We start from the raw sequence: 16448 nt of genomic DNA, 5'->3' as shown, positions 1-16448 counted from the left end.
AAATGAACCGGTCTTATACCCTGTCGCCTACTTTTGTTTTAGCACTACTTTTAAGCTTCATAATATTCTTGTTTGCGACTTTTTTGACCAATCCACAAGAACGTGGGATATTCATGTACAGTTTTGATGTTTTGAAATTTTGGCAAATTGGATTTTGGGAACTTTTAGAATTTACGTTGCAAATGGTTTTGATTTTGATTTTTGGGCATGCCTTAGCCATATCTACACCAGTAGGTAGATTTTTGGATTGGATAGCGTCGGGTGTGAGAAATAATACACAAGCAGTACTTATGACAGCCCTGATAGCGATGGTTGCTGGCTATATCAACTGGGGTTTTGGATTGATATTAGGAGCAGTGTTAGCTAGACAGGTCGCACTACGTGCACTGAAATCTGGAGTTAGGATTAATTATCCTCTAGTTGCAGCTTCGGGTTATTTGGGTATGTTAATTTGGCATGGAGGACTTTCTGGATCAGCTCCACTCAAAGTAGCTGAGAAGCAACATTTCCTCGAAGCCAAAATCGGAGTAATTGGTGTCAATGAGACCTTGTTTTCGAATTTTATATTGGTATCAATTTAATTCTTTTTGTCGGTGTTGTTATTGTTTTGATTATACTATCTAAAATAAAATCTACTGACGAAGAATATCCTTTGGAGTTGAAAAGTAATATACCCATGATAGGTGAAGATAAGTTGGGCTTGATCCTAGGGTTATTGATTATTGGCTTATCAATTTCAGATATTGTGATGAACAAAGACTCATTTTCATTTATAGATCTTAATTATGTTAATTTCACCCTCATGGGACTAGGGATGCTGGCTTTCAAAAGTTTAGCAGCATACATAAAAGCCATCACAATTGCAATTAGTGGCGCAGTAGAGATATTGTTGCAGTTCCCTTTCTACGCAGGAATATTGGGAATGATGAAATATTCTGGATTGCTAGTAATGATTTCAGAGAAGATCGTAAGTTTTTCGACGGTAAATACTTTTCCTGTTTTTACATTTCTGAGTGCGGCTTTAGTTAATTTCTTTGTGCCATCTGGTGGAGGTCAATGGGCTATACAAGGTCCCATAATTATGGATGCGGCCATGATACTTGGATTGAATCCAGCAAAAATGGTGATGGTATTTGCTTATGGGGATCAAGTAAGTAATATGTTACAATCATTTTGGGCTCTACCACTTTTGGCTATTACTGGAGTTTCGGCTAAGAAAATATTAAAATTTACCATATACTTTTTTTGTTTGGCTATGTTAGTTTTTGCCATTGGAATCTATTTCTTTAGTATTTAAAAGTACATTTTTAGAGTCTATATAAATTACCAACACAATTGCCATTTTACTTCTCTTTTAAGCCTATTTTTTTATCTTTGCGGTCGATTTAAATAAACCTTTTCAACACTCTAAACCATACATTTCCAATGGCATTTGATATAGAAATGATCAAGGCGGTCTATGATAAATATCCGACAAGGATAGCTGCTGCGAGAAAAGCAACAGGTAGACCACTTACATTGACAGAAAAAATATTATATGCTCACCTTTCAGAAGGTGAAGCAAAAGCAGCATATGAAAGAGGTGTTTCTTATGTTGATTTCAAGCCAGATAGAGTAGCTATGCAAGATGCTACAGCTCAGATGGCATTGTTACAGTTTATGCAAGCTGGTAGAGATCAAGTGGCTGTTCCATCTACAGTTCACTGTGATCACTTGATTCAAGCTGAGGTAGGTGCTGTGGCTGATTTGACAAAGGCAAAAGATAAAAATAGAGAGGTTTATGATTTCCTAGCTTCTGTATCTAATAAATATGGAATAGGGTTTTGGAAACCAGGTGCGGGAATTATTCACCAAGTAGTTTTAGAAAACTATGCTTTTCCAGGTGGAATGATGATCGGTACAGATTCACATACACCAAATGCCGGCGGTCTAGGAATGATTGCTATTGGTGTAGGTGGTGCTGATGCATGTGATGTAATGGCTGGTTTGCCTTGGGAACTGAAATTTCCTAAATTAATCGGAGTGAAGCTTACTGGAAAACTTTCTGGTTGGACTTCTGCTAAAGATGTGATCCTAAAAGTAGCAGGTATACTTACCGTAAAAGGTGGAACTGGTGCAGTAGTTGAATATTTTGGAGAGGGTGCTAATTCTCTGTCTGCTACTGGCAAAGGTACTATCTGTAACATGGGAGCTGAGATTGGTGCGACTACCTCTATTTTTGGATATGATGAAAAATCCGCGGCTTACCTAAGAGGAACAGATAGATCTGATATTGCCGATATGGCAGATCAGATCAAAGAACATCTTAATGCTGATTCAGAAGTTTATGCAAATCCTGAGCAATATTTTGATCAAGTAATCGAAATCAATCTTTCGGAATTAGAGCCACACATCAATGGACCATTCACTCCAGATTTAGCTTGGCCATTATCAAAATTTGCTGCCGCTGTTAAAGAAAATGGTTGGCCTGCAAAGTTGGAAGTTGGCTTGATCGGTTCATGTACTAACTCTTCATATGAAGATATTTCAAGAGCTGCATCTTTGGCACAGCAAGCCGTAGACAAGAAATTGCTTGCCAAGTCTGAATATACAATCACTCCGGGTTCTGAACAGGTAAGATTTACAGTAGAAAGAGATGGATTCTTGAATGTATTTGATAAAATGGGTGGTGTGGTACTTGCGAATGCTTGTGGTCCATGTATCGGTCAGTGGGCAAGACATGGTGCTGAGAAGCAAGAGAAAAACTCGATCATCACATCTTTTAATAGAAACTTTGCAAAAAGAGCCGATGGAAATCCAAATACACACTCTTTTGTAGCATCTCCCGAGATTGTTACAGCATTGGCTATAGCAGGTGATTTGACCTTCAACCCCATGACTGATACCTTGACCAATGAAGAAGGTCAACAAGTGAAGCTCGAAGAGCCTAGAGGTCTTGAACTCCCGACAAAAGGATTCGCAGTAGAAGATGCAGGCTACCAGGCTCCAGCTGAAGATGGCTCTTCAGTTGAGGTTATTGTAGACCCTAAATCTGAGAGACTTCAATTGCTTGAACCATTCCAGCCTTGGGAAGGTACCGACTTGAAGGGTTTGAAGCTTTTGATCAAAGCCAAAGGAAAATGTACTACTGATCATATTTCAATGGCAGGACCATGGTTAAGATTTAGAGGTCATTTGGACAATATTTCTAACAACATGCTCATTGGTGCAGTCAACTTCTACAATGAAGAGACCAATAAAGTGAAGAATCAACTGTCAGGTGAATATGCAGAAGTTCCAGCAGTTCAGCGTCAATACAAGCTCCACGGTGTTGGATCGATTGTGGTAGGTGATGAAAATTATGGTGAAGGTTCTTCAAGAGAGCATGCGGCTATGGAGCCAAGATTCTTAGGCGTAAGAGCTATTTTGGTAAAATCATTTGCTAGGATTCACGAAACTAACTTGAAAAAGCAAGGCATGTTGGCTTTGACTTTTGCTAATCCTGCTGATTATGAATTAATACAAGAAGATGACAGCATTGATATCGTAGGTCTTGAGTCGTTTGCTCCAGGTGTACAATTGACAGTGGTCTTGAACCATGCCGATGGAAGCAAGGATGAAATCAGAGTGAATCATACCTACAATGCAGGTCAAATTGAGTGGTTTAAAGCTGGTTCGGCCTTGAACTTGATCAAAGCAGGAGTATAATATTAATTTCAAAAGTTTAAACTATATTGGTAAAATAGCTGTGATTCATCACAGCTTTTTTATTTGATTATTAGTTTTAATTTTGATAAAATTTCAAATTTTCAAGATATGCCTTTTACTATAAAATCTAGGATTTTTATGATCACCTTGATTGTAGTCTTAGGTCTGATTTTTATCAATTCGGGAAATGTTCATGCGCAAACAGTGGAGTCTGATGAAAGAGCACTCTTGAATGTGGACGAGGGAATCAAATTTTCAAAGGATTCCTTGTTCTTGATGAATCTGAGATTTAGAATGCAGAATAGAGCGGGTTTCAATTCTATTTATTCCGGTAGCAATCTTGGAATAGAGCAGTTTGAAATGCGTGTTCGACGACTCAGGCTTAGATTAGACGGCTATGTTTTAAGTCCAAAGTTTCAATACTATATACAACTTGCATTTTCTAAAGCAGATTTGGACTTAGAGACAGGGGATATTGCACAGCCAATTAGAGATGCTATTTTGTATTATACAGTTAATGATAACTTTTATATTGGTTTTGGGCAATCAAAGTTACCAGGGAATAGAGAGCGTGTGATCAGTTCTGGAAACTTACAGTTTGCTGATCGGTCTATTGCAAATAGTCTTTTTACGTTGGATAGGGATTTTGGGATTTTTGGATATTATACCTTAAGAACTAAAAGTACGGCAATATTTCTTTTGAAAGGAGCTATTTCTTCAGGAGATGGAAGGAATGCATCTGCTATTAACAATGGACTTTCATTCACAGGTAGGCTTGAAGCTTTGCCATTTGGTCTTTTCAAAAATAGTGGAGATTATTCAGAGGGAGATTTAGAATTTGAAATAAAACCAAAACTATCTATTGGAATTACATTGTCAGAAAATCAAAAGGCGGTAAGAACTGGAGGACAATTAGGACCAGAACTTTTTGGGTCTCGTACTTTAAATAGTTTGATAGTAGATGCGATGTTTAAATATCAAGGATGGGGGGTGATGTCTGAATATATGAGTAGATCAAGCAGGGATCCGATTACTCGGAATGATGCTGGTGATATTCGTTTTGTGGTTGTAGGACATGGAGTGAATACGCATCTTTCTCGGATGATTTCAAAAAAATCAGAACTTGCATTGCGGTATGCTTATGTTATTCCTAATGAAGCTATAGAAGGCTTGCAAAATAGGGTGGATGAAACTTTAATAGGGTATACACATTATTTAAATGGGCACAGGATTAAAGTTCAAGCAAATATTGGCTACAGATGGCTAGAAGGTCTATACCAGTTAGAAAATGCAGGGAATTCTTGGACTGGAATGTTTCAGGTAGAATTTGGGATTTGAGAATAGTCCAAAAGACAATTTTTATTATTTTAAAAACAAAATATTTGTTGTGAAAAACAATTTGTTGTATGTTTACGCATCAGAGAAGTTTAGGGAATCTCAATTAGTCATCCACACAGAGTACCTAATCTTTTTCTGATTTGAATCTATGAAGGAAAGGGGAATAAATAGTACTTTTAAAAAGATAATATATGAATCATCCGAGATGGTATTTCTCGCAGATGATACATTCCCTTATAATATTTTTTACAGTAATGTTTTATTTGACAAGCTAATTGGCCAAAATTTGAATGAAAAGAATTTGGTAGGTTTAGGCTTAGACATCAACGCTTATATTTTTAAAGAAGAGCTATTAATCAGTTTTCAGGATAAAGAATATTCATTTCAACTTGAGTTGCCTCAGGAGAATGGTTCTAATTATTTTCTATTCTATAAAGGTAAAGAAGTAAAAGGTATAGGGCTGCCTCCAAAAGCTGAAGCTCAACAATTTTTCAGAAACTCAATTGACCTGATAGCCATTGGCCAAGAGAATTTTCTCACTTGGGTAAGCGAGTCAATCAAGCCATTATTAGGGTATACACCAGAAGAGGTAATCAATATGGATTTATGTCAATATTTCCATATTGATGATTTAGATATTGTTCAATCACACCTTTTGGAGGTGAAAAAAGGAATTTCTACATCCCAATTCATCTCCAGGATGTTGCACAAATCGGGCGAGTATAGGTCGATTGATTGGCAGGTTCAATTCAAAGAGGGGAAGTTTTATGCTATTGGTAGGGATGTTACAGAATCTGAAATTGCTAAAAGGAATTTTGCTAAGCAGAATGAATTATTCAAACTAGGTGAAGAGGTTGCTAAAGTTGGTGTTTGGGAATTGAATTTGGAAGGAAACTCTGTTTATTGGAGTGATGAAGTCTATGCAATCCATGAATTAGAAGATATTAAGGAAAGCTTTGAGCTCAATAATGCTTTAGGCTTTTATTTACCAGCATTTCAGCCTGTCATCAAAACTGCGATAGATGAATGTATCAAAACAGGTAAAGAATATGACTTGACACTTAAAATCAAATCATTCAAAGGAAATGAAAAGTGGGTAAGAACTCATGGAAGAGCCAAGATTGAAAATGGAGAAGTTAGGCGGGTATTTGGGACTTTTCAGGATGTATCAGAAGAAAGACAACTAGTAGATGAGTTAGGTTTATTCAAAGAACTCTTTGATTTGTCCCCAGAGGCAATATTGATTTCAGACACAGCTGGTAAGATAATTTTCATCAACCAAGAAGCAAATAAACGTCTAGGCGTTTTTGAAGATAATTCCACTGATCACAGTGTTTTCCAATTTGATCAAAAGTTCGGTTCTGAGGAAGCGTGGAATAATCACCTCGATTCACTCAAGGTTGATAAAACATTAAGATATAGAAGTGTATTAAATCACAAAGAAGGTAAAGAGTATCCTGTAGAAGTTAGTTGTAATTTGATTAAGATTCAAGGTGAGGAGTACGTTATCTCCTTCTCTAGAGATATTACTGAGAGAATTCAATTAGAGAAATCTCTTCAGGATTCTTCTGACTTTTTGTTGCATCTAACAGAGCAAGTGCCTGGAGCGTTGTATCAGTTTGTTTTGGATAAGGAAGGAGAGATGAAATTCTCGTACTTAAGTCCAGGTATCAAAACGCTACTCGATCTGGGAGAAAAGGATATATCAAGCATGAATGATATCGGATTGGTGATTTCTAAGATTCACCCTGAAGATATTGCGCAAGTTTTGATGAGCTCCGTGGCTTCTGCCAAAAGACTTTCTTCTTGGAATTGTCAATTTAGAGTAAAAGACTCTGATACTAATGCCTATAAGTGGGTGATGGGTGCTGCTAAGCCTGAGCATTTAGAAAATGACGATGTAGTCTGGTATGGATACCTAGCAGATATCACAGAGCAAAAAGTCTTTGAAGAGACACTTAAAAATGCACGTGAAACCGCAGAGAAGGCTAATAAAATCAAATCTGAGTTTTTATCCATGATTAGCCATGAATTGAGAACACCGCTCAATGCCATTTCTGGTTCAGTTTATTCACTTTTACAAGATGAGCATACGTCTACTCAAGAGTCAGCCTTGAATACTATCAACTTTGCAGTAGATAACTTAATCATCATGATCAATGACTTACTTGATTTTCAAAAGATTGAAGCTGGTAAATTGAATCTTGAGATGAATCCAATGGGGCTTCAGGATGTAATACAGCAGGTGATCAATGGCTTAGAATTCCATGCAAGTGATAGTCAAAATAAACTTAATTTGTATTTGGAGGACTCAGCAAAAATAAGAGTACTTGGTGATAAAGTTCGTTTAGCTCAAGTGATGAATAACTTGATCACCAATGCACTGAAGTTTACCAAAAAGGGTAAAGTTGATGTGACAGTCAAGACGAAGTCTATCGATAGTAGCAAGGCAAAGGTTTATTTTGAAGTTAAAGATACAGGAATAGGAATAGCCAAAGAGCACCAAGAAAGAATTTTCCAAGACTTTGATCAGATTCAGCATTCTTTCAGCAAGAAATATGGAGGAACAGGATTAGGGTTATCCATTACCAAAAAACTTCTAGATCGAATGGGTAGTACGATTCAAGTTGAGTCAGAGGTTGGTGTTGGGTCTACTTTCTACTTTGAAGTGGAGTTTGATAAATTACCTGATCCTATCGATAACGGTGTCAAGCAACCAGTAAGTCAAGCATTAGATTTGACTTCTTTGAAAATTTTAATGGCAGAGGACAATGACGTAAATTCATTGGTACTTGGTAAGATAATTAAAAAATGGGGATTCCATTTTGAACGAGTTGTCAATGGACAAGAAGCAGTAGAGGCTGTAGAGAAAGGGGATTTTGACATAGTCCTGATGGATATCCAAATGCCAGTCATGAATGGTTTTGAAGCTACCGAAAAAATAAAATCTTTTTCCAAAGTTCCTGTGATAGCACTTACTGCTGCAGCTAAATTAGAGGTGATGGAAAATATTGAAAAAAGTGGGTTTGATGGATTCGTGGCAAAGCCAATTGATGCAGCAGAATTACTGAAGCGTATCAAGGAAGTACTTGCGGCCACTAATTATAAGTCTTGAGCTTTTTTGAAGTATTCTTGAGCTAGATCCATTCCAGGATCAAAGCTCAAAGCATCACTAAGGTATTTAAGAGCAGACGTTTTGTCGTCCATCATGTAGTAATAGATCCCTTTATTTCTCCAAGCATAAGCATTTTTTGGATTTTGTTTGATGCTGAAGTTAATATCTTCTATTCCTTTTTCCATATCACCTAAGAATAATGCATATAGTCCTCTATTGTTATAATAATAGGATTCACGGGGGTTTAATTGAATGGCTTTAGAAACCCATTCATGTGCTTTTTGGTATTCTTGTAAATCAAAGGCAATCATTGACCTTAAATTATAAATATTAGGTTCTTTTTCATTTACCGTTTCTGCTTTTTCTAATAACGAGATAGCCTGATCATAGCTTTTTTGATAATAAAGGATGGTTGCCATGTTGACGACTAAGTCGGGATTATTAGGGTTGAGGTTAAGTCCTTTTTGAAAAGCTTCTAATGCAGCACTGTTGTCCTTGAGTTTTTCATGAACCAAACCCATCAAAAAATAAGTCTTCCAGCTGTTGGAGTTTAATTTCTCTAATTGCTGAGCATCACTTAGGGCTTTATAGTACTCTCCATTGTCAAGATAAGCAAGTCCTCTTTGAAAATATACAGTGGTATCTATAAGTGAACCATTAGCCAAAATTTTAGTGTAATCAGCAATAGCGGCATCTAGGTTATTCAGTCTTTCATAAATAATACCTCTGTTGAGTAGGGCATCTGCAAAATCAGGATCAATTTTTAAAGCTTCTGAATAAAACTCAGAAGCTCCTTTTAGGTCATTTTCTTTTAATTTTTCATTTCCTTTAAGGAAAAATCTACCTTTTTTATCCTCGGCAGAATCACAAGAGGAAAAAGAAATTATCAGGGCTGATAAAATGATAATAAAACTAACTTTCTGACTCAATATTGTCGTTTTCATGATTGTTTTCTTCTCCGAGTAACAAAGCAAAAGGCTTGGTTGATTCACTGAGTTCAAATATTTTTCTCAATACAGCAAGTGTAGGAATGATCATAACCATTCCGATTACTCCCCAAATAGAAGCACCTACCAATAAGCCTATAAAGGTAATGAAGGCATTCAAGTTTACATTATTGCCAACAATCTTTGGTGTCAAAAAGTTACTTTCAATAAGCTGAATGACTAAGAAAGATACTACTACTCCTAAGGGGTAGAAGAGGCTGTCCTTAGTGAGGAAAGCAAAAATAGTAGGTAAGATTGCTCCTAAAAATGGTCCTAAATAAGGAATGATATTTAAAATAGCTGCAAACACAGCAAAAAATATGGCATGTTTGATCCCAAGACCAAATAATACTGCTGTATTCATTACCGCTAAAATCGCCATCACTTTGAGGATTCCGATAATATATTTTTGTACTACCTTCCTAAGTTCTCTAATTTCACTTTTTATATTCTCTTGCTTACTTTCCTTGAAAAGATGTACTAAGAAATCTGTGAGATGATCCCTGTAAATTAGGAAAAAGAATATAAATACAGGTAGAAGAATGATTCCAGACAAAGAGCCTATAGTATTGAGAATAAATTCAGCCAAACTAGAACTATTGGATTGTAATAAGTCTATCAAATGACCTTGGTCGATTCCTTGACCTACGCCTGTTTCAATATTAAAATTGTCCAATACCCAAGAATCAAAATCACTCAAATACCGATTTAGCCTTTCACCTACATTTTCCAAATCTCGGCTAAAGCTGGCTACCTGTAAAATCACAAAAGCCAAAATACCACATATAATTAAAAGACCTGAAATCAAAGATATTAGGGCACTGAACATTCTAGAAATCTTTTTTGACTCCAACCAATTTCCAATAGGAGTTAATAAAATTGAAATAAATCCACCCAAAAAAAGTGGAATTAAAATGCTTTTACCTATTACTAAAATAAAGATAATTGCAGTTGTTAGTAGAATCACTAACAGTGCTTTGATATATCCTGGTAAAATCAATTGGTTATTTTCCATAATCTTAAAAATTGCTGGTTTTAGATAGAAATTATTATTTTCAATATTGTAATTATTCGGGAGTTTTCAATAAAATATATCCTATTTTTGAAGCCCAAAGTAAGAGATTGACAAAGTGGAGAACCAAAAAGCCAAGTGGATTAAATTTTCTTTTGTAGTGAGCATCATCTTGTTGATGGTGAAGTTTTATTCTTATTATATTACAAACTCCACAGCTATACTCACTGATGCTTTGGAAAGCATAGTCAATGTCGTGGCAGCAAGTTTTGCTTCTTACAGCATATATCTAAGCTCACAGCCAAAGGATGCTAACCATCCTTATGGTCATGGGAAAATAGAATTTTTTAGTGCGGGAATAGAAGGTGTATTAATTATGCTCGCTGGTATCTTTATCATTTATCAGGCCATTTACAATTTCTTCATACCAAATGAATTGGAAATGCTCTTGGAAGGTATGGCATTGGTTGGATTTTCTGGTTTAATCAATGGAGTTTTAGGGATGAAACTCAAGAAAGAAGGAAAAAGACTCAATAGTTTAACGCTAGAAGCAAGTGGTAAGCATTTGATGACTGATACATTGACCAGCTTTGTTTTGATCATAGGAGTAGGGATAATTTATTTTACAAGGATTTATGTATTAGACTCCATTTTATCAATTCTTTTTTCTCTCTATATTCTTTACTCAGGGTATTTTTTGGTTAGGAAGTCTGTAGCTGGTCTGATGGATGAAGCTGACCCTCAGGCAGTCAGACAGGTGGTTGAAGTTTTGAATAAGGAGAGAAAGGCTGAGTGGATTGATATACATAATATGAGGGTACAGCAATATGGAGGGGATAAGCATGTTGATCTTCATTTGACTTTGCCTTATTATTTTGAATTGAGACAAGTTCATGAAGAGGTTGAAAAAGTGGAAGAATCATTAGAAAGATCATTTGAGGGTGACATGGAAGTTTTTATTCACTCCGATCCATGCATTCCTGAAAAATGTTGTCATTATTGCCAAATGATTTCTTGTCCAGTAAGGGAATTTGAAATGAACACAAGGATTATTTGGACTGCAAATAATATGTCAAAAAATCAGAAACATTACCATGATATAACAGACGATGAAAAACATTTTAAACTGTAAAATTTCAATAGTTTTTTATAAAAAAGGACTCTAATTTTAAAGTTTAGTACTAATTGTAATTTTTTGATATATAGTCAGTTATCGTATAGATAGGCTGTTTAAAAGACTTTTTACGTGCAAATACAAAATTTATTGTATGTCAATTAGAATATTAATTAAAAATTGATGACTTTTGTTGAAATCAACAGATTCTATTGTATATTCAACAAAAAAACAGCTATGAACGAGGATAAACAATTCAGACTACTACTAGCGATTTCGTCAGTAGTATGGTTAGTCTTGATAGGGTTCATTATGGTGATGTAAGATAAAGACTAATAGCTAACAGCTCTGCTAACAAAAGTATTGCTTTTCAAATGGATTAATAAGTTTTAAAAGGATGCACCTTTAGTGCATCCTTTTTTTATTTTTTAAATCAATCCTGCCCTTTTGAGCAAGGCATCAGGTTTAGGTTCTCTTCCTCTAAATCGCTTATAAAGGACGCTTGGATGTACGCTGCCACCTGCAGATAGTATATGTTTTTTGAAGGATTTAGCTGTTTCTAAATCAAAAATCCCTTTCTCTAAGAAGAGTTCGAAGGCATCCGCATCCAAAATTTCGGCCCATTTGTAACTGTAGTAACCAGCAGCATACCCACCTTGGAAGATATGGGAAAATGAAGTACTCATCAATGTGCCCTCTACTTCTGAAAGGAGTGAGGTTCTTTTCATTTGCGCTTGTTCAAATGCGTGAATATCGCTAATCAATCTTGGATTTGTACTGTGATAGGCCATATCTAATAGTCCAAAAGAAATTTGCCGTAGGGTCTGATAACCTTGTTGGAAATTGGAGGCATTTTTAATTTTTTCAATTAAGGAGCTAGGAATCGTCTCCCCTGTCTCGTAGTGACTAGCGAATAAATCCAAACAAGCTTTTTCGTAACACCAATTCTCAAAAATTTGGGAAGGAAGCTCGACGAAATCCCAATAAACACTTGTGCCCGATAGTGACTCGTAAGTACCCTTTGCCAACATGCCATGCAGTGCATGCCCAAATTCATGAAAAAGCGTAGTTACCTCATTGAAGGTAAGTAATGAAGGTTTGGTTTTGGTTGGTTTGGTGAAATTACATACGATGGATACATGTGGTCTTTGATCTTTGCCGTCAATGATTTTTTGCCCTCTATAACTTGTCATCCATGCGCCATTTCTTTTTCCTGCTCTAGGGAAAAAGTCAGCGTAAAAAACTGCTACATGATTTCCATTTTCGTCTTTGACTTCATATGCAGTGACATCTTGATGGTATACTGGAATATTTTTATTCTCTATGAAAGTCAAGCCGAAAAGTTTATTGGCAGTGGTAAAAACACCATTAATTACATTCTCAAGCTTGAAATAGGGTCTTAGTAATTCATCATCTACCTCGTATTTTTCTTTTTTTAATTTTTCTGAGTAATAGGCGAAATCCCACTTTTCAAGTCTATCTATTCCATCCAAAGATTTGGCATAATCTTCTAACTCCTTTACTTCTTCTATTGCTTTTGGTTTCGCTTTCTCCAATAGGTTGTTGAGGAAATCCAAAACAGCAGTACCGCTTTTTGCCATTCTTTCTTCTAGCACAAAGTCAGCATAAGAATCATAACCTAGGAGTTGAACTCTTTGGTTTTTAAGCTTTAGCATATCTTTGATGGATTGTTTATTGTCCAATTCATCGTCTTTGCAAGCTTTCGTATTGTAGGCGATAAATAGGTCTTTTCTCAATGCTCGATTATCGGCATAAGTCATGAAAGGAATGTAGCTAGGGAAAGCCAATGTAAATACCCATTTCCCTTTTTGTTCTTTTTCATCTGCTAGTTGTGCAGCGGCTTCTATGATGGAGTCAGGAAGTCCAGAAAGCTGTGATTCATCATCAACTACCAAGCTGTATTTATTGGTCTCTGCTAGAACATTTTCCCCGAATTTTAAGCCTAGCTGGGATAATTCTTGATCTATTTTTCTGAGATTTTCTTTTTGATCTTCTTTAAGGTTAGCACCGTTTCGGACAAACCCCTTGTAGGTTTTTTCTAAGAGTGTATTTTGTTCTTCAGAAAGGGCGAGTTGATTCTTCTGCGAATAGACTTGCTTGATTTGCTCAAAAAGATCAGCATCCAACAAAATATCATTACTGTGAGCTGTGAGTAATGGAGAAATTTCCCTAGCTAGTGCTTGAATTTCATCATTCGTTTCAGCTGAATTGAGATTAAAAAAAATAGAGGAAATCAAACCCAACCTATCGCCCGCATGATCTAGGGCAACAATGGTGTTTTCAAAGTCTGGAATCGGTTCTGATTTGATCTTCTGAATATCTGTTTTAGCTAAAGTAATTGCTGCTTTGATTGCTGGAAGAAAATCTTCGGTTTTAATCTTGTCGAAAGGAGGTGTTTCAAAAGGAGTGTTGAAATTTTCCAATAATGGATTCATATAATAATTGGTTTTGGTAATTGTATTTTAAAAACGCTTCTAACGCAGCAAAGTTAAAAATATCTTCTAAGACTTTCCTTTGGGGGAGCTACTTACCTGTATGCTAATACATAAAATGTTAACCAGCTTAAAAATGGAAGCAAATAACCAACAATTACAATCAAAGCTGATTCTTTAAGATTTCTTTTACTGTACGTGTGCACACCCAAAACCAAAAATATTGAATAGAAAATTTCAAAAAGGTTGAGATTTTTGAGTGGATAATGGTACTTGCTTGAAATAATTGAAAGATCGACCAATGAAGCAATAGAAAGTGGGAAATATTGTTTGATTTGCTCAAACTGAATTCCTTGGCCTGCGTTTAGAAAAACTAGCATAGTAATAAGTTCAGGAAGCAAGAAAATCGCCTCTGCAACTAGCACAAACTTCCATAAATCTAAGTAGCTGATCTTGTAACCCAAGCCAAAGGATCCAGTCCAAATAAAAAAACTGATAACAGTTACTTTCCAAAGAATTGAGAAAGGTGTCCAAATGTAATTCAAGCCGTTGAAAATATGAAAAAAGGTGAGAGAACCATCTTTGCTGAGCTCCTCGTGTCCTGGGATGGTTTCGAGAATAATGTCATTGATGACGAACCTGACAAGAATAAACAACAACGACAGTAGGATAAAAAATATTCTTTTGTCGAAATTAATCGCAGAGATAATTCGTTGTGAAATTTGGGTATCGGGTTTGCTCATTAAACAAAAATTAAATTTGGTTAAAAGTAATTTTTTGTTTTGAATACCTGATAGTTTTGCGTCAAGAAAATTACGAGGAATGAAATTAAAATTATTTATATCAATATTCATGGTGTTTGCTTCAGTGCACATTGTATTGGGGCAGGAAGAACTGACTATGGATAATTTTGAGCCGACTGGGCCAGCTTATTTATTGCTAGATAAAGGTCTACAGTTTAGAATCACAGATGCAGTCAATAGTCTCTATAATTTTGATTTTGCAACAGCCGAGAGGGGTTTTAGAGTGATGGAATACCAATATCCTGACCACCCTTTGTCTTATTTCTTGATGGGCTTGAGTACTTGGTGGAAGATTGCTGTTGATTTAGAAAATAAGCGCTATGATGATGTATTCATCAAACAAATGGATAAAACTATAGAAAAAGCAGAAAAGCTTTACAAAAAGGATCCTACAAATAAGGAAGCTGCTTTTTTCTTATCAGGTGCTTATGGCTTTCAGGGTAGACTTTACAGTGAAAGGAGAAGCTGGACCAAAGCAACATTTGCTGGGAAAAATGCCATGAAATACCTCAACCTTAGCAAAGGAGATGATGAATTGAATCCTGAGCTACTGCTTGGAGATGCACTATTTAATTATTTCTCAGTTTGGATTCCAGAGAATTATCCGCTTTTAAAGCCGGTGGTTGCATTTTTCCCAAAGGGGAATAAAGATCTCGGTCTCAAGCAGCTTGAAGATGTGGCTCAAAATGCTTTTTATGCAAGGGTTGAAGCTCAATATTTTCTTTTTAGATTATATGCATCAGAAGAGAAGCAACCTAATAAAGCATTAGCTATTACTGACTACCTGCACAACAAGTTCCCAAATAACCCATATTTCCATCGGTCTCATGCACGTCACCTATATGCTGTAGGTAGGATTGCTGAGGCAAAGGATATGTCTTTGGACATTCTTAGAAGGATAGAAGAAGGATGGACAGGGTATGAATCGAATGCGGGTAGATATGCAGCATTTTATATTGCTCAATACAACGAAAGAACTGGGAATAAGTCTGAAGCGAAGAAATATTATTTAAAAACTCTTTCATATGGAGAGGAGTCAGAGAGTCAAGAAAGTGGATATTACCTTTATTCTTTAATCGCGTTAGGTAAAATGGCTAATGAAGATAAAGACAAGAAAAAAGCTAAAGAATATTTCAATAAAGTAAAGAAATATGCCAAGCGAAAACATCCGGCTCACAAGGAGGCTAGAGATTATATCAAAAAGAATAAACTTTAATCAAACTATTGCGTAGTAGAGAAGGTAGATTCAGGAGATAATTTGAATATTTTCAATTACTTAATAAAAATCAATCGATTTATTCTATCAAAATAGGTTAAGAAATAACAATATTTTGTATCAGCGGTCGTTTTTTGTTGAGATTGTCTTTAAAATAATTTCAAATTATATTAACTTTGTGCCACATAAAATTTTGCAAATTCTTTATATTATGGATAACAGCGTAAGAGTAAAATTCGACAAAATAGACAGAAAGATCTTAGAGATTCTTCAAGCTAACGCTAAAATCACCAACGCACAGCTTTCGAAAGATATAGGATTGTCTCCAGCGCCAACTTTGGAAAGAGTAAAAAAATTAGAGCAGTCGGGCATTATTAAAAGTTATCATGCCAAGCTTGATCCGGAAAGAATTGGTTTGGGTGTTAGTACTTTCGTATTAGTGAGTTTGATCGGTCACAACAAAGGAAATATCGATGCCTTCATGAAGGAGATTAATGATATTCAAGAGGTGATTGAATGTCATCACATCACGGGTACTGGTGACTTCATTCTAAAAATTATTGCTAAAGACATCACAGCTTATCAGAAATTGATGTTAGAAAAAGTGAGTGAAATCAAAGAAGTAGATTCTATGCAATCTATGGTGATTTTGTCAACTTTCAAGGATAGCAAGGTACTTCCTATTCCAGCCTAATCTCAAGATTTACTATCTCAATTTGGGAGG

The 16448-nt window shown here is 35.8% G+C and carries 12 protein-coding genes; 8 read left to right on the top strand and 4 right to left on the bottom strand.

Translation table 11 applies throughout. The features are described from left to right. Nucleotides 1-2: 2 nt before the first annotated feature. The 5 genes from CHB66_RS17070 to CHB66_RS00490 all read left to right on the top strand — a co-directional run bounded on the left by CHB66_RS17070 (nucleotide 3) and on the right by CHB66_RS00490 (nucleotide 8140). On the top strand, nucleotides 3-581 hold the full coding sequence (locus CHB66_RS17070; RefSeq protein WP_212668425.1) for a TIGR00366 family protein: 579 nt from the start codon (nucleotides 3-5) through the stop codon (nucleotides 579-581). Between the two features lie 77 nt (nucleotides 582-658). Continuing rightward, complete coding sequence (locus tag CHB66_RS17065; protein ID WP_212668424.1) at nucleotides 659-1297, top strand: TIGR00366 family protein; 639 nt, start codon at nucleotides 659-661, stop codon at nucleotides 1295-1297. A gap of 128 nt (nucleotides 1298-1425) precedes the next feature. Beyond that, entirely contained in the window at nucleotides 1426-3687 is a 2262-nt protein-coding gene (locus CHB66_RS00500) for an aconitate hydratase (protein ID WP_089236875.1), read from the top strand. A 108-nt stretch (nucleotides 3688-3795) separates the two neighbouring features. Then, the gene (locus CHB66_RS00495) at nucleotides 3796-5025 is read left to right on the top strand and encodes a porin (protein ID WP_245812632.1); all 1230 of its coding nucleotides are present in this window, start codon (nucleotides 3796-3798) and stop codon (nucleotides 5023-5025) included. Nucleotides 5026-5230: 205 nt separating this feature from the next. After that, nucleotides 5231-8140, top strand: a complete 2910-nt coding sequence (locus tag CHB66_RS00490) for a PAS domain-containing hybrid sensor histidine kinase/response regulator (RefSeq protein WP_245812631.1) — start codon at nucleotides 5231-5233, stop codon at nucleotides 8138-8140. Here CHB66_RS00490 and CHB66_RS00485 read toward each other — a convergent pair. Then, entirely contained in the window at nucleotides 8128-9084 is a 957-nt protein-coding gene (locus CHB66_RS00485; protein ID WP_089236871.1) for a tetratricopeptide repeat protein, read from the bottom strand. The two genes, CHB66_RS00490 and CHB66_RS00485, sit on opposite strands and share 13 nt — an antisense overlap. Continuing rightward, nucleotides 9053-10141, bottom strand: coding sequence for an AI-2E family transporter (locus CHB66_RS00480; protein WP_089236869.1), 1089 nt, complete (start codon nucleotides 10139-10141; stop codon nucleotides 9053-9055). Before CHB66_RS00480 ends, CHB66_RS00485 begins: the two co-directional genes overlap by 32 nt. A 115-nt stretch (nucleotides 10142-10256) precedes the next feature. Between CHB66_RS00480 and CHB66_RS00475 the strand changes: the two genes are divergently transcribed. Beyond that, the gene (locus CHB66_RS00475) at nucleotides 10257-11270 is read left to right on the top strand and encodes a cation diffusion facilitator family transporter (protein ID WP_089236867.1); all 1014 of its coding nucleotides are present in this window, start codon (nucleotides 10257-10259) and stop codon (nucleotides 11268-11270) included. Between the two features lie 410 nt (nucleotides 11271-11680). On the opposite strand, the gene CHB66_RS00470 is transcribed toward CHB66_RS00475, so the two are convergent. Both CHB66_RS00470 and CHB66_RS00465 read right to left on the bottom strand, forming a co-directional pair. Then, the gene (locus CHB66_RS00470) at nucleotides 11681-13708 is read right to left on the bottom strand and encodes a M3 family metallopeptidase (protein WP_089236865.1); all 2028 of its coding nucleotides are present in this window, start codon (nucleotides 13706-13708) and stop codon (nucleotides 11681-11683) included. Nucleotides 13709-13800: 92 nt separating this feature from the next. Continuing rightward, entirely contained in the window at nucleotides 13801-14448 is a 648-nt protein-coding gene (locus CHB66_RS00465) for a sulfate ABC transporter permease (RefSeq protein ID WP_089237419.1), read from the bottom strand. 79 nt (nucleotides 14449-14527) lie between these two features. Here CHB66_RS00465 and CHB66_RS00460 point away from each other — a divergent pair, with 79 nt between their 5' ends. Further along, nucleotides 14528-15724 (top strand): tol-pal system protein YbgF, encoded by a 1197-nt coding sequence (locus CHB66_RS00460; protein WP_089236862.1) that lies wholly within the window; start codon nucleotides 14528-14530, stop codon nucleotides 15722-15724. Nucleotides 15725-15935: 211 nt separating this feature from the next. Further along, the gene (locus CHB66_RS00455; protein WP_076502638.1) at nucleotides 15936-16418 is read left to right on the top strand and encodes an Lrp/AsnC family transcriptional regulator; all 483 of its coding nucleotides are present in this window, start codon (nucleotides 15936-15938) and stop codon (nucleotides 16416-16418) included. Nucleotides 16419-16448: the final 30 nt, after the last annotated feature.

It is taken from the genome of Belliella buryatensis (assembly GCF_900188245.1).
Lineage (GTDB): Bacteria > Bacteroidota > Bacteroidia > Cytophagales > Cyclobacteriaceae > Belliella > Belliella buryatensis.
Note: the sequence above shows the minus strand (reverse complement) of the source record. Positions and strands in the feature narration are given on the sequence as shown.

Bases quoted from the DNA above. Each gene is read 5' to 3' on its own strand.
- CHB66_RS00500 (WP_089236875.1), top strand. From the start codon at position 1,426: ATGGCATTTGATATAGAAATGATCAAGGCGGTCTATGATAAATATCCG.
- CHB66_RS00495 (WP_245812632.1), top strand. From the start codon at position 3,796: ATGCCTTTTACTATAAAATCTAGGATTTTTATGATCACCTTGATTGTA.
- CHB66_RS00465 (WP_089237419.1), bottom strand. From the start codon at position 14,448: ATGAGCAAACCCGATACCCAAATTTCACAACGAATTATCTCTGCGATT.
- CHB66_RS00480 (WP_089236869.1), bottom strand. From the start codon at position 10,141: ATGGAAAATAACCAATTGATTTTACCAGGATATATCAAAGCACTGTTA.
- CHB66_RS00455 (WP_076502638.1), top strand. From the start codon at position 15,936: ATGGATAACAGCGTAAGAGTAAAATTCGACAAAATAGACAGAAAGATC.
- CHB66_RS17070 (WP_212668425.1), top strand. From the start codon at position 3: ATGAACCGGTCTTATACCCTGTCGCCTACTTTTGTTTTAGCACTACTT.
- CHB66_RS00460 (WP_089236862.1), top strand. From the start codon at position 14,528: ATGAAATTAAAATTATTTATATCAATATTCATGGTGTTTGCTTCAGTG.
- CHB66_RS00470 (WP_089236865.1), bottom strand. From the start codon at position 13,708: ATGAATCCATTATTGGAAAATTTCAACACTCCTTTTGAAACACCTCCT.
- CHB66_RS00485 (WP_089236871.1), bottom strand. From the start codon at position 9,084: ATGAAAACGACAATATTGAGTCAGAAAGTTAGTTTTATTATCATTTTA.
- CHB66_RS00490 (WP_245812631.1), top strand. From the start codon at position 5,231: ATGGTATTTCTCGCAGATGATACATTCCCTTATAATATTTTTTACAGT.